This is a genomic window from Natrinema versiforme, assembly GCF_005576615.1.
In the GTDB taxonomy this organism is placed as follows: domain Archaea; phylum Halobacteriota; class Halobacteria; order Halobacteriales; family Natrialbaceae; genus Natrinema; species Natrinema versiforme_A.
On the sequence record NZ_CP040332.1, the window covers coordinates 358909 to 382506 of the forward strand.

Sequence of the window (23598 nt, forward strand, 5' to 3'; positions counted from 1 at the left end):
AGTCCCGAGCCGCGACCGGTACGTCTCACGCCGTCTCGGCGTCGTCTGCCGTCTCGTCTCGGAGTTCCGTCCGGCGGATCTTCCCGGTGACTGTCTTCGGGAGATCCTCCCGGAACTCGATTTCGCGGGGGTACTCGTGTGCCGACAGTTCTTCTCGAACGTGGGTCTTGATCTCCTCTGCGAGGCCTTCGGAGACCGTCGTCCCCTCGCTGGGAACGACGTAGGCCTTCACGATGTTGCCCCGCTCTCGATGGGGCTTCGGTACGACGGCCGCCTCGGCGACGGCCTCGTGTTCGCCCAGCGAACTCTCGACCTCGAAGGGGCCGATCCGGTACCCCGACGAGAGGATGACATCGTCGGCGCGCCCCTCGAACCAGAAGTACCCGTCCTCGTCCCTGTGTGCGAGGTCGCCCGAGAGGTACCACTTACCGTCCGGTCCATCGACGAAGCAGTCCGCGGTCTTGTCGGACTTCTCCCAGTATTCCGCGAAGAAACAGGGGTAGTCCCCGCGCTGGGCGATTTCGCCGGTTTCACCGGGCTCGAGCACCTCTCCCGTTTCGGGGTCGACGACGGCGGCTTCGATCCCGGGCAGCGGCTTGCCCATCGATCCCGGCCGGACCGCCATCGTCGGGTAGTTATTGATGATCATGTTCCCCGTCTCCGTCTGGCCGTAGGTGTCGTGGATCGTGACGCCGAGGGTCTCCTCGCCCCACTCGACGACGCCCGCCGAGAGCGGTTCGCCGATCGACAGCGCGTGGCGGAGATCGAGCGAGACCCCCTCGAGGACCGATTCGTGCTCGCGGAGCATGCGGTAGGCCGTCGGGACCGAGAACAGGACCGTGACGGGATAGGTATCGAGGAGTTCGGCCCACGCCTCGGTCTCGAACTCGCCCTCGTAGGTGAACAGTGCGGTCCCCCAGAACCACGCACCGAGGGTGTTGATCGGACCGGTCAGCCAGCCGAGGTCCGCGGTCGACCAGTAGCAATCGCCTTCCCGTAGATCGACCGCGTACTTCTGCGTAGCAGCGACACCGGCGACCCACCGGTGTCTGTGTAGGACTCCCTTCGCCAGTCCGGTCGTCCCGCTGGTGTAGTACAGCAATGCGTCGTCCTCGCCGCCGGTGTCGGCCGGCTCATACTCGCGACTCGCGTTCGCCATTTCGCTCCGGTAGCTCGCATCGCCGCGACGGATCCCCGTCCCGTCGTCGCTGACGACGATCACGTGTTCGACGGACGGGGCATCCTCGAGCGCGTCCGCGACCGTCTCGCGGTTCGCAGCGGTGGTGACGATCGCCTTCGCGTCGCAGTCGTCTAGCCGGTAGGCGATCCCGTCGGGACCGAACCGCTCGTTGATACCGCCGAAGACGGCACCTCGCTTGAGCGTCCCGACCAGCGCCACGTAGTGTTCGGGGATTCGTGGCATGTACGAGAACACGCGGTCGCCCCGTTCGATGCCGAGCCCCTCGAGGACGTTCGCGAACCGGTCGGTTCGGTCGGCGAGTTCCCAGAAGGTCATCGTCGTCAGCTCCCCGTCCGTGCCGACCTGATACAGCGCGACTTTCTCCTTGTTCTCGGCGTGGCGGTCGCACACCTCGTGTGCGATATTCAACGACGAGGGAGCGTCCCAGTCCGCCGCGTTGTAGATCTCGTCCCACGAGAACGCCTCGCGAGTGTCCTCGTAATCGGCCATATTGTGACTCTGTGGCATACACTACGGGTGGCTTCGTTCTCGGCAATAATTGCACCGGATGGTTGCACACTCGCTTCTGCGGAGAAAAACTCGCGGAGTGGCGACCCCGCTTCGAAAGCCCGGTTTCCGCGGGTGAGGGCAGTCTCGAGAACACTGGCTACAACTGAAAATAGGTCACTGCTCGCGGTCGCCGTTTGTCCGTCGACTCGAATTCCCGACTGATCGCTTCGAAGGCACGTCCCGTCTCGTCGCTTGGCTCTCGATTGGCAAGAGCGATCGGCTGTCTCGCCCGCCTGTCGCGAATACCGTGCCAGCTACGACCCCGTTTCGACGAGGTCCGCTTCCCCATACGTCTCGTCGACGGTCGTCACACGGACCGTCGCCTCGATCGCCGCGATGTCCGCCTCGAGGAAGAGGACGAACCCGCTTTCTGTCTTGCAGACGAGCGTGCCGTCGGCTTTCTCGTCGACGATATCTACGGTCACCTCGTCACCCGGTTCGGGCTTTCCACCCAAGGATTCCCCGCATCGCCAACAGTCGGGATCGTACTCCGTGGCCCCTTCAGGAGCGTTGTTTGCCCCGCAGCGACGCGTATCGCATTTGATGAACGAGTCGTGTTTTCTCGGCTGGTAGCGTCCCACAGTACTTCGTCTGTACCGTCTCCTAAAAGCATGCCGCTCGTTCAACGACGCCGGATTTGGTCTCATTCGAACGAAGTCGGTCTCGAACCTTGCCCATCAGTATCTGACAAGCCTGAGATTGAGGTGAGCGACGATGTCGGCGATCAGCTTACGGTGGTATCTCTCAAGAAGGCGAGGGCCTGTCTCGGAGCGGATCGGTGCTGGAGAGACAACCGTATCCGTCCCCCGCCGTTGGCACGTCGGACGTAGTGATAATTAATGCTACTGGCTCTGTACTGAGGTAACACGATGCTACCGACTCGAATTTCTCTCCTATAGACCGTGATGTGTCCCGTTTCGTTCCCGTGCGACTACTGAATTGGGAGCCGCTGTTGCTCGAATCGACTCTCTGTCCGCAAACGAGGGCACAGTTTCCCAGCGCCGCCGGCCTCTCCTCGATGGGTGACGAAACTCGTTGCCCCGAGCGCAGCTATTCTTCAGAACGAGACCGATACGACGCACGAGAGCGACTCTCGAGCAGTTTCGATATAACAGTAGTTGACTGCATGACTCGATCTTCTGAGACTCATTCAACCAGTCATATTCGAGCCGTATACTAGTTTAGTCCATGATATCTTCCGTTCACTTGTTCTCGGAATCCTTATCCGTCGATAGACAGAAATTCCGATATGTACGATCTCACTGGCTTCCAGCGAGACTTGCTATACACGATCGCCGGACAGGACGAACCGCACGGACTCGCGATCAAGGAGGAACTCGAGGAGTACTACGAAAAGGAGATCCACCACGGACGACTCTACCCCAACCTCGACACCCTCGTCGATAAAGGGCTCGTCGAGAAAGGCGAACTCGACCAGCGAACGAATTACTACACGGTCACGGCCCGCGGGCGACGGGAACTCGAGGCTCGTCGCGAGTGGGAAGACAGCTACGTCGGCGAGTTACTCGCCGACTCCGAGTAAGAGAGGGCGTTGTTCGTCCCGGGGTGGGACACTGTCGGGTCTCTCGGACGCCGATCTGCAGTGGTCAGCATCGAATCGGGACCGCTGATCGCGTCTTTTCTACGGTCTCCTCGAGGGACCTCGCGGCCGACTCGATCCGTAGCTCCTTCGCAGCTGGTCGCAGCTCCGGACCGGTGCATTATTTCGACCAGTTGCGGTGTTCCGACTGCAGTCTGCCCTGACTAACTACCAGATTGAAATACTATTGTAATATTTGAGTGTTGGTGGATCAAGCGGCCTTCGTGATCGGCCATGACTGCTTCTTCGAAGCCGATCGACAACTCGAGACTGACCGTTGTTCGATTGTGTTGCGATCGATAACTCGGGGATCCTTCCAGTGGAGAGCGCTACCGCTCGTCCGTCGCTGTCGATATTGGAACGAATGAAATGTGGGTGTATAGCGGCTATAAAACTTCGATTGTGGTGCTTACTCGAGAAACCAATCAGAAATTCCATAACCAATGCGATGCCGATGCCAGCCGTTTCTCGTCGATTCGATACTGCAGTTCAGTCGCTTCCGCCGTCGCTACCGGCATTGATTTCGAGATGAAAACTCCGGATACCGACGATCACTGTAACGGTTCATATCCAAATAGTATCCTATAACTACCAGTTTTATTACCTCTATAGAATCACTCGTCTTTCGATCATCGATACGGAGATCCAGCGTGATGCCTAGCCGCATTCGTCAACCGGTCCGTCGGTCCGTTCGATCTCTCTATCTGTCTCTCGTTCTGTATGACAACCGATAGCTCGTCTACGGATGAGCGTCCGCGATGGTCTTACTGCTCCCAGCGGTCGATGCCACGACCGAATCCGACCCCCTCATCGGATTTCGACGACCGAAAACGGACGGCTCGGCGATCGTTAGCGATCTGTTGTGAGCTACTTAATCGAGATGCCGGCTACCGTTGAGGAGGGGAGATCGGCTATCAGCGACCCGCTGTCGGCCGTCACGTCGAGGTTGTCGGCGGCGTCCGTCGCCGCGGTGTCGGCGTCGACTTCCGTTTCGGGGGCTTGATCCTCGAACAGTATCTCCGCGTCGACGGCATCGGGCTCGAGTGCCATTCCCTCGAGGGACACTTCGACCGTATGCGTCTCGCGACAGTCGAGGTTCGTAACGGTGACGTAGGCCTCGTCACCGGCGGTCGATGCGGACGCTCCGACGAGGGGCCGCTCCTGATCGTCCTCGAGATCGCGCACCGGCGTCTCGACGGACGTCTGGACGGCCTCGTTCCCCTTGTGCGGCGCGTACAGGTCGAAGACGCGGTAGGTCGGACGCGCCCAGGCCTCGTCCGCGTCGGTCTCGATGAGACACTGCAGGACGTTGACCGTCTGTGCGATGTTCGACATCGTCAAGATGTCGCTGTAGTGGTTGAAGATATCGAGGACGGCCGCCGCGGAGAGTGCGTCGAGGACGGTCCCCGGCTGCTCGAGTCCGTTGTCGGCGTTCCGTCTTCTCCATCTCCGTCGGTTGCCGCTCGAGTTTCCGGCGGCAAACGGCGGAGATTGAATGCTATTTTTACTCTCATATGGATGTAATGGGGGGCCGATAGCTGAATCGCGGGCAATTCATAATAGTAACAGAGAGTCGGTACCCGAGAATGGCAAGGAATTCAAGAATGAGCGAGATTCAGTTCGATTTCGTTTGTCACACTTCGCAGTGTCTCGACCACTTGTGACGTTTTTCCGGTATCGTTCATACGATGAGTCGGTCCGGAAACGGTACATGCTCCGATGACGTTCTCCGAGACGGACATCACCGGGACGGAAACGGCGAATAGCTTCTTCGTACTCTCCGACCGATTCGTCGCGTATCCTCGCTCTCGGATTTCTGCTAGTTCGTCGTTGAGCGTCTCTGTATCGGTGATCGTGTTTTCCGTCGCCGCTGGCAGCCCGTGGCGCTGTACGATCTCGTCGACGCGAGCGTCGGGCATGAACGCGAGCATGGCCTTCCCCGACGCGACCTGATGGATCGGGAGCTGCGCGCCGACCCTCGTTCGGAGCGACACGCCCTGATGCCCGACTTCCTTGAAGACGATGACCGATTTCCCGTTCGACTCGACCATGTATTGGGCGACCTCCTCCGTTTTGTCGGCGATTTCGGCGATCTTCGGCTTGATGATGTGCTGGCCCTCGAGTTGCTCCCGAACCAGCCCGCCGAGATCGAGATAGCCGAGTCCAAGACGGAACTCGTCGTCGTTCCGCTCGACGAACCCCTGCGCTTTGAGCGTGTTGAGGTGCTTGTACACGTTCGCTTTCGAATGCCCGGTCAATTGGGCCAGTTCGCTAACTTTCGCCGTCCGTTCTCGTTTGAGTGCCTCGACGATCGAAAGCGACGTATCGACCGCTTTGATCGTGTTCCTGCCGTCTCGATCGCCGGTTCGGCCCGGATCGTCCGTTCCCATATCGTCCCGGACTTCCGTCGCCGACTATTTATGAGTTACTCCCAGTTGATCGATTCGATATATAATTCACAGCGTGAAACGTGGCCGGTCGTCGGAGCGACGATACCGAACGAGCGTGCTGGGATCGGCTACGGAGTCGCCGTTCCCTCGGCGGAAGCCGGACGATATCGTTCGAATCCATCGATTCGCACAAACGTTTATTACCGTCCCTGTTCCACGTTCAGGCGGCCTGACTACTGGAGGATACGAAACGCATGCTCGATACTATCACCGTCTTAGACGTGACGCAAGTCGTCTCGGGATCGTTCGCGTCGATGACGCTCGCTGACATGGGTGCCGACGTCGTGAAGATCGAACGACCGACGGGAGGAGACGTGGGCCGTCACAACCCGCCCTACGTCGGCGATTTCAGCTCCTACTTCGCATCCGTCAATCGGAACAAACGATCCGTCTCCCTGAACCTCAAGAGCGACGAGGGCGCGGCGCTCTTTCTCGAGTTGGCCGAGGAAGCGGACGTGGTCGTCGAAAACTTTCGGCCGGGGGCGATGGAGCGGTTCGGAATCGACTACGAGACAGTCGCCGAGCGGAATCCGGAAATCGTCTACTGCTCGATCAGCGGCTTCGGGCAGGACGGTCCCTACGCCGAGTACCCCGCGCTCGACATCATCGCACAGGCGATGTCGGGGAACATGAGCATCACGGGACCGCCGGATTCGAAACCGTATCGCTCGGGCATCCCGATCGCCGACATCGCCGGTTCGATGTACGCGGTACAGGGCGTTCTCGGCGCGCTCTTCCGGCGCGAACGGACCGGTGAGGGACAGTACATCGATATCTCGATGTTAGATTGTATGCTCTCCTGGCTGACCGTTCGAGCCGGCTACACATTCGCGACAGATGAACCGTATCCGCGGATGGGAAACAAACTGGACGAATTCGTCCCCTACGGCGTCTTCGAGACGGCGGACTCGCATCTCGCGATCGTCGTCGTGCAGGATCACCACTGGGAGAAATTGTGCGCCGCTATCAATCGCCCCGGACTCGCAACGGACAACCGCTTCCAGACGACCGAACAGCGGCGTGCGAACCGGGACGAACTCGAGTCGATTCTGGAAGACGAACTAACCGCACGGTCGACGACGGAGTGGTTCGACGTGATGGCTGATCACGGCGTTCCGAGCGGTCCGATCTACGATACGAAGGAGGTCTGGGACGACGAGCACGTGAAACACCGAGAACTGCGCTCCGAGATACGGATGGGCGACGAGGAACTGTCGGTGATCGACCATCCCGTGAAGTACGACGACGACACGACGGGGATCACTCGAGGCGTTCCTCGCGTCGGCGAAGACACGTACGAGACGCTCGAGCGGATGGGATACACCGAGGCGGAAGTCGCGGCGTTGATCGAGCGCGGCGTCGTCGGGTCACCGGAGACGGCTCACCCCGACCGATAGGGTCGAACCGGTCCTTCGGTCGTGATGATTTCTACTGGTTGTGCTGCTCGCGATCCGGCATCGTTGCTCAGTCCGACGCGTACTCGAGGTCGTTTAGTCGCTCCGCGACATCGTCGTCCAGTTCGTCCCGAAACGCGACCGCACGCCGGAGGTGCTCCCGGGCCGTTTCGAGGTTCGCCGTATCGATCATCTCGCCGCGGTAACGGATCGCGCTCTCGCCGAGATCGATCGCGTCCTGCAACGCTGCGTAGAGGTCGATCCAGTACTCGACTGTCTCGTTGTCGGGCGTGAACTGATCGTTCGCGTACTGGACGTGCGACGGGTGAACGACGACGTATCCCTCGTATCCCATTTCGCGAGCGAATTCGATGTCCTCGACTAGCCCGTCGTGATCGTCAATATCGACGTACGGACCGGCGAGCGGGTAATCGATACCCGCGGCTCTCGCGTCGAGCAGCGCCTTCTGCCGCATGTGTACTGTCTCGAGGCCTTGTCGACCCGGCCCCGTCCAGTCGAACCGGAGTGCACGGTTCGTATCCGTTCCCTTCGTGGCCCCGCACATGATGGACGTGACGCGGTCGGACGCGAGACAGATCTCGTAGCACTGTTTCATCGCTCGTGCCGTTTCGATCGTCACGAGGAGTTCCGTGCTCCCGATATCCAGCCCCTCGCGCCGCTCGATATGCGTGAGGACGGCCTCGAGTTCCTCGATATCCGCGGCGGTCGCGACCTTCGGGACGACGAGCCCGTTCGGCTCTCGGGGGACGATCGCCTCGAGATCTCGGGTGACACTGTCGGCCGACGCGTTCGGATGTCCGTTGATACGGACGAAGACGCGTTGGCCGTCGTCTCGAAGCGTCGGGACTGCGTCCGAGACGTCGTCTCTGGCCGCGCCCGTTTCGGCCGGCGGGACGGCATCCTCGAGGTCGATGATAACGAGATCGGCTCCGTTAGTCGCTGCATCGTCGATCCACTCCGGACGATTACCGGGTATGAACAGCGCTGAGCGGGTCGGTTTCATACGCTCCGAACTATCTATTCGTTAGCCCATATGTACTTCGGTGGGGACGATATCGGCGGGAGATTCCCGTCTCGGGGCGTCGCTATCCTCAGTGAGTGAATGACTACCAAAATAATTATGAGGGTAGATGGGATAGTCCCACAGGATGTTAGTTAGCATCACACAATCGCTGCCAGTAGTGCCGTTGCAACTCGACGGGACCGGGCTCGGTATCATCGGCTATCTGGTGATTGCACTCATTCTGGTGTTGATCATCGGGAAGATTACGTACGTGGTGCCGACCCTGATCATCGTCCCGGTCCTCGGCGCGCTCGTCGCCGGATTCGGGCCGTCGGAACTGGGGGAGTTCGCGGCCTCCGGGTTGGGTGGGATCGTCGAGATCACCGCCATGTTCGCGTTCGCCGTCTGGTACTTCGCGATCATGCGGGACAGAGGATTGTTCGATCCGCTCGTGAGGCGAGTCATCCACGTCGTCCTGGATCGGCCCGCGCTGCTGACGTTCGGAACGGTGGTCTTGGCGGTCGCATCACACCTCGACGGGGCCGGTGCGACGACCTTCCTCATCACGATTCCGGCGCTCCTGCCGATCTACGCGGCACTCGATGTCGATACGAAGATTCTAGCCGCGCTGGCGGCGTTGAGCGCGGGGACGATGAATCTCGTCCCGTGGGGCGGTGTCACGGTTCGAGCGATCGGCTCCGTCGATGCTGCGACCGTCGGAAACGTCTACAATCCGCTGATACCGGCACAGATCGCAGGATTCGCGACGATCCTTCTGATCGCGTACTACTTCAGCCGACGGATCGACACCGACCTTGAACTCTCCGAGAACGAACGGGAGCGGCTCGTCACGGAAGCGCTCGCCGGTGACGACACCGATCTTCGGACCGACGGCGGCACGGAACTCGAGACCGGAGTGAACCGGCGCTGGTATTTCAACGTCCTCGTGACGGTCGTGATTATCGCGCTCCTGATGCTCGACATCACCAGTCCGGCAATCGTCTTCATGATCGGACTCGTGATCGCCCTCGTCGTGAACGTTCCGGACTACGAAGAACAACGGAACATCCTCGAGGAGTACTCCTCGGACGTGATGACCTACGTCGGAATTCTCCTCGCCGCGGGCGTCCTGCTCGGCGTTCTCAATGAGACCGGAATGATCACCGAGATGGCGAACATCTTGGTCTCGATCGTCCCCGATTGGATGGGACCGTACATGGCCGCTCTGGTCGGACTCATCGCGATGCCGGCGAGCCTCGTCTTTAGCCCCGACGCCTATTACTTCGGCGTACTGCCGGTGTTAGCTGAGACGGCTCAGGCGTACGGTATCCCCGAAGTCGCGGTCGTTCGCGCGTCGCTGATCGGGCAGATGACGGTCGGGTTCCCGATCTCGCCGCTGACCGGTGCGACGTACTTGCTGATCGGACTCGCCGACGTCGACCTCGGCGAACACATCAAGTTCACCTTCCTCTGGGCGTGGGTCGTGTCGCTGGTCATGCTGACGGTTGCCATCCTCACGGGCGCGATTCCGCTGTTCTGAACCACGTACCCTTTCTCCGTCGGTATTGATACGGATTTCGGCTGATTCAGACGATACCAATCGTTTCCAGCTCTGCCGCTCGATTCGTTCGAGACCCGATATCGGCCGGGTGATGGCCCGTAGGTATTGATCGGCAACCGTACGTTTAGTTCGCCGTTTTTCTGTCCGGGGCGACATCTGATCATCCTGTTCGAATCGATTTGAGCAGTGACCGCTACGCCGTGAGTGTGGTCGGCACTCGCCGCCGATGACTTGAGCGACACGAACACACCGGCACGACCGATAGTTTGGTATGTCCCTTCTTCGCGAGTACTGCTGCTGCCAACCGACACCTTCGGTGCTTGAGTTCGGCCGTGGTTCGACGACCGATTTCGAAGAGGTTCAGAATAGTTACTAGGATAGTTATCACTTTACTACACTACTCACTATCTATAGTAATTCAGTATCGCTCGAGTACGGCTGCCGTCCAGAGTTCGGTATGAGAGGGCGGTATCTGGCCGACAACTGGAGCCGAATCGGACCGCACTGCAGTCAATGAACCAGCGTGCCCGACGTGTCGATCGCCGGTACGGGTGTCCATTTCTCTTGATCCAGCATCGACCAAACAGTTCTACCGCTTTATTCGGCTCGAAGATGGAAGCTACCTCGATATTATTGCTACACGACGAGGAACATACCACACTGACGATGGCACAGCCCTCGCTGAGATAGCACTCTACCGCAACGTTGAACTCTCCGACCGCGGGCTTTGGCGTCGATACGGATACCGCATGGGCTGGATCCTAGCAAATATTTGCGATAAGTTATACGAGAGACTTCCTATCGGATCTAAGACTATTTTGAAATGTTCCGGCGAACGGTTCGTCCGAGCACTGTCGTGTACTGCACAGCCTGAATTACAATCCAGCCGTCTCACGTTCGGGAGTTGGTATCCTGAAGCCGTGAGCGTTCCGTAGTGGTGAACGACCGAACGACGAACGCAGATGAATTACAGGGATATGGGTGTAAATAGAAATAGCGTCTGAGTGAATTTGTCGGTTCCGCGGCGTCATATCGCTCCACCCCGACGGATCGTTCCGTAAGAGCGAACGAGTTAGCTGTAGGTCGTCCGAATCGCGATGACGCGAGCGCTCCGTTGAACCTGTTTCGGCAGCTCGTCTTCCGCGGCGCGGTCGTCGATGCGGGTCGTCGGCACCGAGACACTGATCGCCCCGAGTACGTCGTTCTGATCGGTGACGATCGGTGCGCCGACCGCTCGCATGCCGATGATCCGCTCCTCGCGGTTCAGGGCGTACCCCTGTTCGCGAACCGTTTCGAGTTCGTCCCGGAACGCCTCTCGGTCCGTGATCGTGTGTTCGGTCTGTTCTGCGAGTCCGACATCGTCGAGGTAGGCCTCGAGTTCGTCTTCGGGCAGGTTGGCGAGGTAGCACTTGCCGACCGCGGTACAGTGGAGATCGACGGTGCTGCCGATGTGGGAGTCCGTTCGGACGGCCTGTTCGCCGGCGGTCTGGTAGATGTAGACGCCGTGGTGGCCCTCCGGGACCATTATCTGACACCGCTCACCGGTCATCTCCGCGAGCTGGTCGGCTTCCGCCTTCGCCGACTCGTAGAGGTTGTACCGCGACCGCGCGTGGTGGCCGAGCTCGAGGAAGCGCAGTCCGACGCGGTAGGTTCCGTCGACTTTGACGACGTGTCCTATCGACTCCATCGTCGACAGATGACCGTGTGCGGTGCTCTTCGACACCGACAGCGCGTCGGCGATCTCGGTCACTCCAGCCCCCTCGTTGTGCTGGAGGTAATCGAGAATCTCGAAGGCCGTCTCGACCGATTGGATGCGTTCGGATTCGTGGGCTGTCATTGCAGACACCTACTCGGCCGACCCGCAAAGTTCTTTCTAGGGGAACGGCGGTTCGCTACCCCCGAACGAGACGATCAGTCCGTTGGATCCCTGCCTCCGTATATGAGCGCGTAGCGGCGAGATTCCGGGGTGGCGAATCGGCCGCCGTTTCGACGTTACGCCGCGGAATCAGCGGAGTGAATACCTTTACGTATCGGTGGCACCGATACACACGGTATGTCGACTCCCGATTACAGCCGACGGACAATCGAAGATGCCACGCCCGAAGTCGTCTCCGTCGACGACGTGACGATCGACGTCGAAACCGACGTACTCGTCGCCGGCGGCGGTGGAACGGGGCTAGTCGCCGCGCTCGCGGCTTCTGAACGAACGAACGGGACCGTCACCGTCCTCGAGAAGTCGGACCGGCTGGGTGGCAATACGTCGCTGTCGACGGGGATGATCCCCGCGGCGGGGACGCGGTTTCAGCGCGACGCGGGCATCGAGGAAACGGCCGACGACATGGCCCGGGACATCCTCGAGAAGAACGATTACGAGGCAGATGAGGAGATGGTGCGACACCTCTGTGCTGAGAGCAAGCACTTGGTCCACTGGCTGGTCGACGAGTGGAATATCACGCTCCGACTCGTGGACGATTTCAAGTACCCCCAACACTCGGCCTATCGGATGCATGCGCCGCCCGGCCGGAACGGGGAGCATCTGATAGACGAACTGGCGGCGCGGATCGAGGCCGACGACGACATCGAACTGCTCACGAACACGCCCGTGACGAAACTCGTCGCGGACGGCGACGCGGTCGCGGGTGCGGTCGCCGGCGAAACGCACGAGGAGGTGATCGGCGCGGGGAAGGTCGTCCTCGCGACCGACGGCTTCGCCGGCAACCGGCGGATGGTCGAGAACAACTGCGGGGAGATCGCGGACGCGCTGTACTTCGGCTCGGACGGCAACACCGGCGACGGTATCCGCTGGGGGGCGGCGCTCGACGCCGAAATCGCGTACATGGATTCCTTCCAAGGGCACGCGACCGTCGTGCAGGGAACCGGCGCGCTCTCGACGTACGCGGTCATCATGAACGGCGGCGTCCTCGTCAACGAGGACGGCGAGCGGTTCGGCAACGAAGCCAAGGGCTATTCCGCGCTCGCCATCGACGTCGTCGACCAGCCGGGCGGCGTCGGCTACGAACTCTTCGACGAGCGGATCTTCGAGAAACTCCGCGGCGAGTTCGACGACTTCGACGAGGCGGTCGATCTCGGCTCGTACGTCAGCGCGCCCGACATCGAGACGCTGGCCGCGGAACTCGGGTGCGACCCGTCGGCGACCGCCGCGGCCCTCGAGTCGTACAACGATGCGGTTCGAGCGGGCGAACCGGACTCGGTCGGCCGCGTCGACGGCCGCGCCGTCCTCGAGCCACCGTTTTACGGCGCGACGATCGTCGGCTCGCTGTTCCACACGCAGGGCGGCTTGCTCGTCGACGAACACGGCCGCGTCCTGCAGTCCGACGGGAGCGTCGTCGACAACCTCTACGCGGGCGGCGGCACCGCGGCGGGGATCAGCGGTCACGGCGCGGACGGCTACCTCAGCGGCAACGGGCTGACCACCGCGCTCGGACTCGGCCGACTCGCCGGTAGACACGCTGGCGACTCCCTCGAGGTGTGATTCGATGCCGCGCGCTCACACCCCCTCGCCGGTCGGTCCGTCGACGGGACGGCCCGTCTCTCCGCGTCTCCGCGCGGCGCTCTCTCGCCGGGCCACCGGAACCTATCGGGTTTCGGAGGCGAGTACGCAGCTTTATAGTCATTCGATCACACGTGTCAAGATATGACGGATCGTGTCTGGGAAGACCTGCTATCCGAGCAGGACAAACGTGTCATCGAGAAGGCAGGCTACGACAAGGACGGCGCGTCCTCGTGGGAGTCACGCGGCGCGGGCGAGAACCCGATGGTCCTCGTCATCGACGTCCAAGAACTGATCGTCGGCGACGACGTGCCGATCCTCGAGGCGGTCGAGGAACACCGCACCGCGATGGGAGAGATCGCGTGGGACGCGGTCGATCGGATCGCGGACTTCCTCGAGTTCGCCCGGGGGAACGACATCCCCGTCGGGTACACGCGGGTGGTCCCGAGTTCGTACGACGACCCGGACCACGAGGATCTCGCGATCGTCGATCCCGTCGCGCCCGAACCGGGCGAGACGGTCGTCGACAAGAGCTACGCGAGCGCGTTCTACGGCACCGACCTGCTCGCCCGACTGAACCGGAACGACGTGGACACGCTGGTCGTCGTCGGCAACTCCACCAGCGGCTGCGTGCGGGCGACGACGGTCGACGCCCAGCAACACGGCTTCGACGTCGTCCTGCCACAGGAGTGCATCTTCGACCGGATCGAAGCCTCGCACAAGATCGGCCTGCTCGACATGTGGATGAAGTACGCGGAAGTGCTCGAGACCGACGAAGTCGAGGACTACCTCGAGAACATGGGTGAGTCGGCGTGACGGGTCACGACCTCGTGATCGAAAACGGCACTCTCGTCACCGAAGACGGGCTGCTCGAGGCCGACGTCGCCGCGACCGACGGCCGGATCTCGGCGATCGGCGAACGCGACTCGCTCGACGGCGACGAGACGATCGACGCCGGCGGCGACCACGTCCTGCCGGGCGCGATCGACCCCCATACTCACCACGGGATCTACAACTCGCTGGCCGAGGACGCGAACACGGAGAGCCGGTCGGATCTCGTCGGCGGCGTGACGACGACGGGGAACTTCTTCCGTCGGCCGGGTGCCTACGAGGAGATCATGGGCGACTACGTCGAGGCGGCCGAAGCGAACTACCGCCACGACTACTTCTTCTCGCTGGGACTGCTCTCGTTCGACCACGTCGCGGAGATCCCGACGATCATCGACGAGTTCGGGATCACGACGTTCAAGTGGTACATGAACTACAAGTACGCCGCCGCGGAGAAGTTCGGCGTCGACTGCGAGATGCGCGACGACTTCGGCGACGCGTTCATCGAGACGCTCGCCGACCAGGACGTGGAGACGACGCTCGGCTACCACTCCGAGAACGTCGAGATTACGAACGCGCTGGCCGGCGGCAACCCCTACGTCGAGACCGAGGCCGACGCGGACGCCGACGAGGAGGAGTACGAGGTCTTCGTCGAGGAGTTCCCCGACTACGCCGAGACCCAGAGCATGGTCGCGGGCGCGAGCCTCGCGAAGCAACACGACTACGACGACAGCTTCTACGCCGTCCACGTCAGCGCCGGGCGGACGGCCGACGAACTCGCGACGCTACAGGACGCGGGCTACGAGGTCACCGGCGAGACCTGCACCCACTACCTGACGCTGACCGCCGAGGAGTGCGACGACCGCATGAAGGTCAACCCGCCCGTGCGCCACGAGAGCGACAAGGAGACGCTCTGGGAGCGCGTCGCCGACGGCACCATCTCCTGTATCGGCACCGACCACTGCGCGAACACGACCGACGAGAAGATCGGCGACACCATCCGCGAGAGCAAACTCGGCTTCCCCTCGACGGCGACCATGCTCCCGCTGATCCTCTCGGAAGGGGTCAACGAGGGACGGATCGACCTCGAGCGCGCGGTCGAGGTCACGAGCACGAACACCGCGAAGGCGTGGAACCTCTACCCGAAGAAGGGGACGATCCGCGTCGGCAGCGACGCCGATCTGGTCGTCGTCGACCTCGAGGAGACGAAGACGGTGACGCCCGAGTTGCTCCAGAGCGTCGCCGACTACTCGATCTACGAGGGGCGGGACGTGACCGGCTGGCCGACCCACACCGTCGTGGGCGGCGAACTCGCCTACGCGGACGGCGAGGTGCTGGCCGAGCCCGGCACGGGCACCCACGTCGATCGCCCGGTCTGAACGATCGACCCCGCCACGAACAGCGTTATACGCGACCCAACCCGACGATGACACACGCGACTGAACGACGACACACACGACTTCGATGACAGACGACACTCCGGGTCCGCTTGACGGACTCACGGTAGTAGAGGCCGGATCGATGATCTCCGGGCCGACCGTCGGTCGGCTCCTCGCCGACTTCGGCGCGACGGTGATCAAGGTCGAACACCCCGAACACGGCGATCACATTCGCAACTTCGGGACCCAGAAGGACGGCATCGGTATGTGGCACAAGTATCTGAGCCGGAACAAGCAGTCCGTGACGCTCGACGTCTCCTCCGAGCGGGGACAGACCGTCTTCGTCGACCTCGTCTCGGAAGCCGACGTGCTCATCGAGAACTTCCGACCCGGCACGCTCGAGCGCTGGAACCTCGGCTGGGACGCCCTCTCCGAGGAGAACCCGGGGCTCGTCATGCTGCGGATGTCGGGCTATGGACAGACGGGGCCGTACTCCGAAAAGCCGGGTTTCGGGACGCTCGCGGAGGCGATGAGCGGCTTCGCCTATGTTAACGGCTTCGAGGACCGGCCGCCCCTGTTGCCGCCGACAGGACTGGCGGACAACATCGCCGCACTGTACGCGACGTTCTCGGTGATGTTCGCGCTGTACCACCGCGACGTCAACGGCGGCACCGGGCAGTACATCGACGTGAGCCTGATCGAGCCGATCTTCAACCTGATCGGCCCGTTCCCGTTGACCTACGATCAGACCGGCGAGATCGCCCGTCGCTCGGGCAATCGGTCGACCTCGTCGGCCCCGCGGAACGTCTACCGAACCGGCGACGACCGCTGGGTCGCCCTCGCCGCGAGCGCACAGCCGCTCGCGATGCGGACCTTCGACGCGATCGGCCGACCTGACCTGAAAGACGACCCGCGATTCGCCGACAACGAGCGCCGCCTCGAGAACGTCGAGGAGCTCGACGAGATCATCGGAGACTGGATGGCCGACCACACCCGCGAGGAGATCCTCGAGACGTTCGAGGAACACGACGCGACGATCGCGCCGGTGTACAACGTCGCGGATATCATGGAGGACGATCACTACGAGGCCCGAGAGGCGGTCGTCAGAGTCGACGACGACGATCTCGGCGAGGCGGCCGTCCAGAACACGATTCCGAAGTTCAGCGAGACGCCGGGTCGCGTCGATCACCTCGGCTCGGACCTCGGCGAGCACAACGAGGACGTGTTCGGTGGGTATCTGGGCTACGACGACGACGTGCTGGCGGAACTCGAGTCGGAGGGCGTGATCCGATGACCCTCCCCGAGTCCGCGACGATCGTCGAGATGCTCCCGCGGGACGGCTTCCAGCGCTATCCGGAGTTCGTCCCGACCGACGAGAAAGTCGAGATCATCGACGCGCTCTCGGAGACGGGCGTCGACGAGATCGAGTTCACCTCGTTTACCCATCCCGAGGCGGTTCCCGGACTTCGCGACGCCGACGAGGTCGCCGAGCGTATCGACCGGCGCGACGACGTGACCTACCGGGCGCTCGTGCCGAACGATATCGGGATGGAGCGGGCCATCCAGGCCGACGTCGACAAGGTCAACGCCCTGGTCGTCATCAGCGACACCTACCGCGAGAAAAACCAGGGGATGAGCTTGGAGGAGAACTTAGAGCAGGTCAGGGCCATCGTCGAGATGGCCGAGGGGACGGGGATCGAAGTCGAGGCGGGACTCGGCACGAGTTTCTTCTGTCCCTACGAGGGCCGGATCCCGCTGGCGCGAACCCGCTACGTCGTCGACCGCGTCCTCGAGGCCGGCGTCGACGAAGTGACTCTCGCGACGACGATGGGGATGGCCGACCCGTGCGGGATCACGGAGACGCTGACATCCGTCTCCGAGCAGCATCCGGACGCGGACCTCGGGGTCCACCTGCACGACACCAACGGCATGAGTCTCGCGAACACGCTCGCGGCCATGCAGTGTGGCGTCTCGCGGTTCGATACCTCGGTCTGTGGCCTCGGCGGCGGGACGATCCTCCCCGGCGGACTGGGCGACGTCGGCAACACGCCGACGGAGGACCTCGTCAACATGCTTCACGACATGGGGATCGAAACCGGCGTCGACTTCGACCGGCTGCTCGCAGTCGCCGAAGACGTCGCCGACCGGCTCGAGCTGGGAACGCCGAGCCGCGCGTTACTGGGCGGGACCCGCGAGCAGGTGCTCGAGGCCGCCGCCGGCGAATCGACGACCGACTAATCGACACGAAACAGACACTCAACACAGCCACCACAGCTATGACAGGAAAAACGATAACGGAGAAGATCCTCTCGGAGAAATCGGGCGAAGACGCGACCGCCGGCGACTACGTCGAGGCGACGGTCGACGCGATGGTCACACACGACGTGACCGGACCGCTGACCATCGATGTCTTCGAGGACGTAACCGGCGAGGACGCAGCGCTCGCCGCGCCAGAGAACGTCGTCTTCACGCTCGACCACCACGCTCCCGCGGACGGGGTACAGGCCGCGAACAACCACAACATCGTCAGGGAATTCGCCGCCGAGTACGGAGCGAACCAGTACGAGATCAGCGACGGCATCTGCCACCAAGTGATGATCGAGGAGGGGTTCGTCGAACCGGGCGATCTCGTCATCGGGGCCGACTCCCACTCGACGACCTACGGTGGACTGGGCGCGCTCGGAACGGGCGTCGGATCGACCGACCTCGGGACCGCCTTCGCCACGGGCGAACTCTGGTTCCGTGTCCCCGAAACGATCCGCTTCGAGGTCGAGGGCGACCTGCCGGACGGCGTCTACGCGAAAGACCTCATCCTCCGCTTTATCGGCGATGTCGGCTTCGCCGGTGCGACGTACAAGACGGCCGAGTACGGCGGGAGCGCGATCCGCGACCTGCCGATTCACCAGCGGCTCGTGCTCTCGAACATGGCGATAGAAATGGGCGGCAAAGCCGGCATCGTCGAACCGGACGACCGAACGGCGACCTACCTCGAGGAGCAGGCCGGTCTCGAGGTCGGGGTCGATCCCGACCTCGCCGCCGACGACGGCGCGAGCTACGAGGCCGTCTACACCTACGACGGCGACGCCCTCGCGCCACAGGTCTCGAAGCCGTCGAACCCGGAAAACGCGGTCGACGTGGGCGAGACCGCCGGCACGGGCATCGATCAGGTCTTCGTCGGTACCTGTACCAACGGCCGTTACGAGGACATCCGCGTCGTCGCGGACGCCCTCGCGGGCGAGCAGGTCGCCCCGAACACCCGCCTGATCGTCGTCCCGGCCTCCCGGGCGGTGTATCAGCGGTGTCTCGAGACAGGCGTGCTCGAGGCGCTCGTCGACGCGGGCGCGACGTTCCAGAGCGCCGGTTGCGGCCCGTGTTTCGGTACGCACCAGGGCGCGCTCGGCGACGGCGATGTCGCGCTGGCGACGGCCAACCGCAACTTCCCCGGCCGCGAGGGGTCGATGGAGAGTCGGGTCTACCTCGGCAGTCCGGCGACCGCGGCCGCGACGGCGCTGTACGGCGAGATCACCGATCCGCGGGAGATCGAGACGACGCGGTACGACGATCACGCCGTCTCCGACGTGGGGGTGGTTCGATGAGCGTCGACGGAACCGGACGCGCGTGGGTCTTCGGCGACGACATCGATACCGACCAGATCACCCCCTCGCGGTTTCTGGTCTCGAGCGATCCGGACGAACTCGGCGAGCACGCGTTCAATGACCTCCGGCCCGAGTTCGCCGACGACGTCGAACCCGGCGACTTCGTCGTCGCGGGCGAGAACTTCGGGAGCGGCTCCTCGCGGGAACACGCCCCGCTCTCGCTCGTCGGTGCCGGCGTCGCCGGCGTCGTCGCCCAGTCGTTCGCACGGATCTTCTTCCGGAACGCGATCAACCTCGGTCTGCCGGTGTTGCTCTGCCCAGGCGTCGGCGAGATCGACGACAGGGCCGAAATCTCGATCGACGTCGACGAGGGGTTCGTCTACGATCACGACGAGGAGATCCGGTACGACGCCGAACCGCTGCCGCCGTTCCTGCAGGACCTCGTCGATCAGGGCGGGCTCAAACCGTACACGAGACGAAAACTCGAGTCGGCCGACTGAGGCCGCTGGCAGCCGTTTTCATTCCGACCCGTCCGTGTCCTCCGCGGCGTATTGCTTCTCGCGCTCGCGCCACGTCTCGAGGTCGGTCACGTCGTCGCGGTCCTCCCACGTGCCGAGCCGGTCGACGAGCCCGCGCTCGTTCCCGGTTTCGACGAGTTCCGAGTAGACGTCCTCGAGCAACCGTAGCTTCGCTTTCTGTGCCGTCGTCGCGAAGAGCAGTACGTCGTACCCCATCTCCGCGACCCGCTCGGCGGGGAATATCGGGCTCTTCCCGCCGTAGGGGAGGTTGACGACCAGCGGCACGTCGGCGAGGCGGTCGCCGATCTCGGCCAGTTGCGCCTCCGTTTCCGGGGCGTCGACGAAGATCCCGTCGGCCCCGGACTCGACGTACGTTCGGGCGCGGTCGATCGCCGCCTCGAGCCCCCCGACTGCGACCGCGTCGGTGCGAGCGACGACGACGAACGAGTCGTCCTCGCGGGCGTCGATCGCGGCCTCGAGTTTGCCGACCATCTCGTCGGCCGCGATGAGTCGCTTCCCGTCGAAGTGCCCGCACTGCTTCGGCGCGCGCTGGTCCTCGATGTGGACGCCGGCCGCGCCCGCGCGCTCGAACTCGCGGACGGTCCGGTAGACGTTCAGCGCGTTCCCGTAGCCGGCGTCCGCGTCGCAGAACACCGGTCGGTCGATGGCACCGGTGATCTCGCGAACGCGATCGACGGTCTCCGACATCGTCGTCAGGCCGATATCTGGACCGCCGTGGACGGCCGTTGCGACGGCGTTGCCGCTGACGTAGAGGGCGTCGGCGTTGGCCCGCTCGGCGATCGTCGCCTCGAGCGCGTCCGCGACGCCCGGCGCGAGGAGGAGGTCGTCGCGATCGAACAGGTCTCGGAGCGTCGCGTCTGAATCGGACATAGGTGCCCTGAGAATCGGTCGGGCTAATGGGTTTTCGTTCCCGCGGCGGCCGGCTCAGGGTCGCAACAGGGCACCGATCTCCCGCGTGTCGGCCGCTCGCGGGTCGCGAACGACGGCGAACGCGTCCTCGGCGGTCCCGTCCGGGAGGCCGTAGTCGAGCAGCGCCCGCAATCGCTCGTCGAACGCCGCCGGCGCGATCGGATCGCGGTGGTCCCCCGCGGGATACGCCCGTTCGCCGACCGCACTCCGGCCGTCGGCGTACTCGAGGGTGACTCGAGCGCCCCAGTTCTCGGGGAAGGCGTCGTCGAACTCGTCGGCCCCTCGGACGGTCACGCGATCGGCGAGGGCCCGGACCGCGTCGTCCGCGACTCGGTCCGGGTGGAAGTGCTCGAGACGGAGTTCGCCGCTTCTCAGGTATCGTGCGAGGACGTACGGAATCGAGAACTTCGCGCCGGTGAGCGTCGTCGGTTCGGTGTGGGCCATGTCGACCGCGTTCGCGTAGGTCTCGACGACGATCCGATCGATCGCATTCGAATCGATCGGGCCGTCGATTTCGCGGAGAGCGTCGACGGGCGCGTGCGTGTACCGACACGACGGATACGGCTTGAAGTAGTTCTCCGTGATCGCCCAGTGGTCGCCGAGCGAAGCGAACCGCTCGGCGAATCCGTCCGGCAACAGCTCCTCGAACGGGTCGTAGACCGACCGCATTACGTCCGGCGAGCCGGGGATGCCCGCCGCCGCGAGTTGGGCCATCGTCACGCCGACGCCGGCGGACGCGCCCGCGGTCAGGTTCCGCGACGGCGGGCCCGCCTCGTAGGGGTCGTCCATCGAGACCACGGCGCGGTTGGCGGCCAACCGGAACGCCTCGCGGGCCACACTGGGATCGGGGTCGGTACAGAGCACGCCGGCCAGCGCGGGCCCGACCGTGGTCCAGGTCGCATGGGGGTTCCGCACGAGCCACGGCACCGACTCGTTGAGCCGGTCTTTCATCGCGAAGATCGCTTCCTCGAGCCGGGCGCAGATCTCGTAGGCCTTGACACAGCTTTCGACTAGTATCTCTCCGTCGGCGTCCGCGCGTTCAGCCATCGCGAGCGCCCCGACGACGATGCCCGAGCCGACGTGACCGCCGGTGTTGTGGCCCTCTTCGATCTCCTGTGCGATGGCCGCCGCCCCGTTCAGCGTGGCGGCCTGTACCGGCGACGTGGTGCGACTCGAGCCGATAACCGTCGACGGCCCGTCCGGGAGATCGACGGACTCCCACGCCGCTTCGTACGGCTCGACCGCGCTCCCCGAGACCGTCGCGGCCAGCACGTCGGCGACGGTCATCGCTCCCCGCTCGAGGACCGACTCGGGGATCGGCCGCTCGAGGAAGTCGAAGATCGACGCCTCCCACGGGCTCGCCGGATCGGGTGGGCTCGTCGTCACGGGTCGTCCCTCCTCGGCGCGGCGGGGGTCGATCGACTGATACGAATCGGACTGCGCTCGCGCTGCTCGCGGCGCTGCGAGCGAGTGGTATTCGAGACCATACCACTCGTTTCGGCGACGCACACCTAAAGCTATCTTCCGAGCGGGGTGGTCCGCAGCCGGTCCGAGGGGAACGTTAAGTCCACGCCGCCGAATGCACGACGCGTATGACCGACACGCCGAGAGCGCTGGTCGAGGAGTTCTTCGAGCGGATGGCCGACGACGAGCGTCGGCACACCGTCGGCGATTGCTTCGCCGAGAACGCGGTGATCACCCTCCCCGGAGCGCGGTTCGAGGGCCCCGGCGCGGCCGACGAGATGCTCGAGTGGCTCGCACCCCGCTACGAGCGAGCGGCGAAGGAGTACGCGGACTGGATCGAAGCGGGCCCGGTCGTCGTCAGTCAGGGCACTCTCTTCGGCGTCGACGCCGACGGCGAGCGGTTCGAGGACGTTCGGTACGTCGATGTCTACCGGATCGAGGATGGCGAGATCGCTCGGCTGGACATCTACAACGACCTCGCGGCCGAGGGGGTCATCGAATGACCGAGCGCACGGGGGTCCTCTTCTCGACGCGGGACGACCTCGAGCTCGTGCGGACCGCCGAGGAACTGGGCTTCGAGAGCGTCTGGGCCGCCGAGGGGCAGGGCGAGACCGCGTTCGGGAAACTCGAGCGGTGGGCGACGGTCACGGACGAGATCGGGCTGGCGACGGGCATCGTCAACCCGTTCTCGCGGACCCCGGCCGCGACGGCGCAGGCGATCGCGACTCTCGACGCCCACTCGGGCGGTCGCGCGATTCTCGGCCTCGGAGTCGCCCATCCGGGCGTCGTCGAGGGCTTCCACGGCGTCGACTTCGACCGGCCGCTCGCGCGGCTGGCCGAGTACGTCGAACTGGTCCGTCGCTACCTCGCGGGCGACCCCGGCGCGTTCGACGGCGACTTTTTCGCGCCCGACCGGACCGCCTTCTGGGACGCCTTCGATCCGGTCCGGAGCGAGATCCCGATCTACAACGCGGCGCTCGGCCCGGGTAACGTCCGCCTGACCGGCGAACTGGCTGACGGCTGGCTGCCCAACCTCTACCCCGAAGCCCGGTTCGAAACGGCGCTCGAGTGGCTCGAGACGGGAGCCGACCGCGCGGGTCGCGCCGTCGACGACATCGACGTCGCGATGTACGTCCTGGTGTCGGTCGCCGACGATCCGGAACGGGCGCGTGCGGCCGCCGCCGAACACGTCGCGACGTACTTCCGCGACATCCCGGGCTATTACGACCGCGTGGCTGCGGAAGCGGGATTCGAGCCGATGATCGACGCGATCCGGGCGGCACCCACGACGGAGGCGGCGGCCGCGGCCGTTGAGGACGAGTTTCTCGACCACGTCGCAGTCGTCGGCGACGAAGCGGCCGTCAGGGAGCGACTGACCGCGCTCAGGGACGCGGGCGTCGATCTACCGATCGTCCGAGCGCCGATCGGCGTCGACCGCGCTGCGGATGAGCGGCTCCTGCGCGCGACGCGGCCGCTGTGAGTCCGCGACCGTCGCGTGAACGGGGCGGTTCGGCCGGCTGTGGTTTATGAGACAATCGTCCGGGAACGCTCCGGTGAACTGTGGGAAACCCTTAAGCGGATACTCTCTGATAT

General features: G+C 63.7%; 19 protein-coding genes and 1 pseudogene. 12 read left to right on the forward strand and 8 right to left on the reverse strand.

Going from position 1 to position 23598, the window contains the following annotated elements:
- Window positions 1–25: 25 nt before the first annotated feature.
- Entirely contained in the window at window positions 26–1708 is a 1683-nt protein-coding gene (locus FEJ81_RS22565; protein ID WP_138247431.1) for an acyl-CoA synthetase, read from the reverse strand.
- A 296-nt stretch (window positions 1709–2004) separates the two neighbouring features.
- The gene (locus FEJ81_RS24360; protein WP_138247432.1) at window positions 2005–2331 is read right to left on the reverse strand and encodes a TRAM domain-containing protein; all 327 of its coding nucleotides are present in this window, start codon (window positions 2329–2331) and stop codon (window positions 2005–2007) included.
- Between the two features lie 668 nt (window positions 2332–2999).
- Here FEJ81_RS24360 and FEJ81_RS22575 point away from each other — a divergent pair.
- A complete protein-coding gene (locus FEJ81_RS22575; RefSeq protein ID WP_006433200.1) occupies window positions 3000–3293 on the forward strand; it encodes a PadR family transcriptional regulator in 294 nt (97 codons plus the stop codon).
- Window positions 3294–4217: 924 nt separating this feature from the next.
- Here FEJ81_RS22575 and FEJ81_RS22580 read toward each other — a convergent pair.
- Window positions 4218–4781 (reverse strand): annotated as a pseudogene (locus tag FEJ81_RS22580) (alpha-L-arabinofuranosidase C-terminal domain-containing protein); the annotation flags it as partial.
- 167 nt (window positions 4782–4948) lie between these two features.
- A complete protein-coding gene (locus FEJ81_RS22585; protein ID WP_138247434.1) occupies window positions 4949–5740 on the reverse strand; it encodes an IclR family transcriptional regulator in 792 nt (263 codons plus the stop codon).
- A gap of 254 nt (window positions 5741–5994) precedes the next feature.
- Here FEJ81_RS22585 and FEJ81_RS22590 point away from each other — a divergent pair, with 254 nt between their 5' ends.
- A complete protein-coding gene (locus tag FEJ81_RS22590) occupies window positions 5995–7197 on the forward strand; it encodes a CaiB/BaiF CoA transferase family protein (RefSeq protein ID WP_138247435.1) in 1203 nt (400 codons plus the stop codon).
- A 67-nt stretch (window positions 7198–7264) separates the two neighbouring features.
- Here the strand turns inward: FEJ81_RS22590 and FEJ81_RS22595 are convergent, their stop codons facing one another.
- Window positions 7265–8218: an HpcH/HpaI aldolase/citrate lyase family protein gene (locus tag FEJ81_RS22595; protein ID WP_138247436.1), complete on the reverse strand. Its 954-nt coding sequence runs from the start codon at window positions 8216–8218 to the stop codon at window positions 7265–7267.
- Between the two features lie 145 nt (window positions 8219–8363).
- On the opposite strand from FEJ81_RS22595, the gene FEJ81_RS22600 reads away from it, so the two are divergent.
- Window positions 8364–9758, forward strand: a complete 1395-nt coding sequence (locus tag FEJ81_RS22600; protein WP_138247437.1) for a CitMHS family transporter — start codon at window positions 8364–8366, stop codon at window positions 9756–9758.
- 1093 nt (window positions 9759–10851) lie between these two features.
- On the opposite strand, the gene FEJ81_RS22605 is transcribed toward FEJ81_RS22600, so the two are convergent.
- Window positions 10852–11616: an IclR family transcriptional regulator gene (locus FEJ81_RS22605; protein WP_138247438.1), complete on the reverse strand. Its 765-nt coding sequence runs from the start codon at window positions 11614–11616 to the stop codon at window positions 10852–10854.
- 216 nt (window positions 11617–11832) lie between these two features.
- Here FEJ81_RS22605 and FEJ81_RS22610 point away from each other — a divergent pair, with 216 nt between their 5' ends.
- From FEJ81_RS22610 to FEJ81_RS22640, 7 genes are all read left to right on the forward strand, one after another.
- Entirely contained in the window at window positions 11833–13272 is a 1440-nt protein-coding gene (locus tag FEJ81_RS22610) for an FAD-dependent oxidoreductase (RefSeq protein ID WP_138247439.1), read from the forward strand.
- A 162-nt stretch (window positions 13273–13434) separates the two neighbouring features.
- Window positions 13435–14106, forward strand: a complete 672-nt coding sequence (locus tag FEJ81_RS22615; protein ID WP_138247440.1) for an isochorismatase family protein — start codon at window positions 13435–13437, stop codon at window positions 14104–14106.
- The gene (locus FEJ81_RS22620; protein ID WP_138247441.1) at window positions 14103–15497 is read left to right on the forward strand and encodes a dihydroorotase; all 1395 of its coding nucleotides are present in this window, start codon (window positions 14103–14105) and stop codon (window positions 15495–15497) included. The genes FEJ81_RS22615 and FEJ81_RS22620 overlap by 4 nt, the downstream gene beginning before the upstream one ends.
- Before the next feature lie 85 nt (window positions 15498–15582).
- The gene (locus FEJ81_RS22625; protein WP_138247442.1) at window positions 15583–16791 is read left to right on the forward strand and encodes a CaiB/BaiF CoA transferase family protein; all 1209 of its coding nucleotides are present in this window, start codon (window positions 15583–15585) and stop codon (window positions 16789–16791) included.
- The gene (locus tag FEJ81_RS22630) at window positions 16788–17735 is read left to right on the forward strand and encodes a hydroxymethylglutaryl-CoA lyase (protein ID WP_138247443.1); all 948 of its coding nucleotides are present in this window, start codon (window positions 16788–16790) and stop codon (window positions 17733–17735) included. Before FEJ81_RS22625 ends, FEJ81_RS22630 begins: the two co-directional genes overlap by 4 nt.
- A 38-nt stretch (window positions 17736–17773) precedes the next feature.
- Window positions 17774–19093 carry a 3-isopropylmalate dehydratase large subunit gene (locus tag FEJ81_RS22635; protein WP_138247444.1) on the forward strand — a complete coding sequence of 440 codons (1320 nt, stop codon included), beginning with the start codon at window positions 17774–17776 and terminating at the stop codon, window positions 19091–19093.
- Window positions 19090–19593: a LeuD/DmdB family oxidoreductase small subunit gene (locus FEJ81_RS22640; RefSeq protein ID WP_138247445.1), complete on the forward strand. Its 504-nt coding sequence runs from the start codon at window positions 19090–19092 to the stop codon at window positions 19591–19593. Before FEJ81_RS22635 ends, FEJ81_RS22640 begins: the two co-directional genes overlap by 4 nt.
- A gap of 18 nt (window positions 19594–19611) precedes the next feature.
- On the opposite strand, the gene FEJ81_RS22645 is transcribed toward FEJ81_RS22640, so the two are convergent.
- Window positions 19612–20502: an isocitrate lyase/PEP mutase family protein gene (locus FEJ81_RS22645; protein WP_138247446.1), complete on the reverse strand. Its 891-nt coding sequence runs from the start codon at window positions 20500–20502 to the stop codon at window positions 19612–19614.
- Between the two features lie 54 nt (window positions 20503–20556).
- Window positions 20557–21927 carry an MmgE/PrpD family protein gene (locus FEJ81_RS22650; RefSeq protein ID WP_138247447.1) on the reverse strand — a complete coding sequence of 457 codons (1371 nt, stop codon included), beginning with the start codon at window positions 21925–21927 and terminating at the stop codon, window positions 20557–20559.
- Between the two features lie 206 nt (window positions 21928–22133).
- Here FEJ81_RS22650 and FEJ81_RS22655 point away from each other — a divergent pair, with 206 nt between their 5' ends.
- Both FEJ81_RS22655 and FEJ81_RS22660 read left to right on the forward strand, forming a co-directional pair.
- Window positions 22134–22508 (forward strand): nuclear transport factor 2 family protein, encoded by a 375-nt coding sequence (locus tag FEJ81_RS22655; protein WP_138247448.1) that lies wholly within the window; start codon window positions 22134–22136, stop codon window positions 22506–22508.
- Window positions 22505–23485, forward strand: coding sequence for an LLM class flavin-dependent oxidoreductase (locus FEJ81_RS22660; RefSeq protein ID WP_138247449.1), 981 nt, complete (start codon window positions 22505–22507; stop codon window positions 23483–23485). Before FEJ81_RS22655 ends, FEJ81_RS22660 begins: the two co-directional genes overlap by 4 nt.
- Window positions 23486–23598 lie beyond the last annotated feature (113 nt).

Bases quoted from the DNA above. Each gene is read 5' to 3' on its own strand.
- FEJ81_RS22615 (WP_138247440.1), top strand. From the start codon at position 13,435: ATGACGGATCGTGTCTGGGAAGACCTGCTATCCGAGCAGGACAAACGT.
- FEJ81_RS22640 (WP_138247445.1), top strand. From the start codon at position 19,090: ATGAGCGTCGACGGAACCGGACGCGCGTGGGTCTTCGGCGACGACATC.
- FEJ81_RS22630 (WP_138247443.1), top strand. From the start codon at position 16,788: ATGACCCTCCCCGAGTCCGCGACGATCGTCGAGATGCTCCCGCGGGAC.
- FEJ81_RS22635 (WP_138247444.1), top strand. From the start codon at position 17,774: ATGACAGGAAAAACGATAACGGAGAAGATCCTCTCGGAGAAATCGGGC.
- FEJ81_RS22625 (WP_138247442.1), top strand. From the start codon at position 15,583: ATGACAGACGACACTCCGGGTCCGCTTGACGGACTCACGGTAGTAGAG.
- FEJ81_RS22590 (WP_138247435.1), top strand. From the start codon at position 5,995: ATGCTCGATACTATCACCGTCTTAGACGTGACGCAAGTCGTCTCGGGA.
- FEJ81_RS22605 (WP_138247438.1), bottom strand. From the start codon at position 11,616: ATGACAGCCCACGAATCCGAACGCATCCAATCGGTCGAGACGGCCTTC.
- FEJ81_RS22645 (WP_138247446.1), bottom strand. From the start codon at position 20,502: ATGTCCGATTCAGACGCGACGCTCCGAGACCTGTTCGATCGCGACGAC.
- FEJ81_RS22655 (WP_138247448.1), top strand. From the start codon at position 22,134: ATGACCGACACGCCGAGAGCGCTGGTCGAGGAGTTCTTCGAGCGGATG.
- FEJ81_RS22575 (WP_006433200.1), top strand. From the start codon at position 3,000: ATGTACGATCTCACTGGCTTCCAGCGAGACTTGCTATACACGATCGCC.
- FEJ81_RS22660 (WP_138247449.1), top strand. From the start codon at position 22,505: ATGACCGAGCGCACGGGGGTCCTCTTCTCGACGCGGGACGACCTCGAG.
- FEJ81_RS22585 (WP_138247434.1), bottom strand. From the start codon at position 5,740: ATGGGAACGGACGATCCGGGCCGAACCGGCGATCGAGACGGCAGGAAC.
- FEJ81_RS22565 (WP_138247431.1), bottom strand. From the start codon at position 1,708: ATGCCACAGAGTCACAATATGGCCGATTACGAGGACACTCGCGAGGCG.
- FEJ81_RS22610 (WP_138247439.1), top strand. From the start codon at position 11,833: ATGTCGACTCCCGATTACAGCCGACGGACAATCGAAGATGCCACGCCC.
- FEJ81_RS22595 (WP_138247436.1), bottom strand. From the start codon at position 8,218: ATGAAACCGACCCGCTCAGCGCTGTTCATACCCGGTAATCGTCCGGAG.
- FEJ81_RS22600 (WP_138247437.1), top strand. From the start codon at position 8,364: ATGTTAGTTAGCATCACACAATCGCTGCCAGTAGTGCCGTTGCAACTC.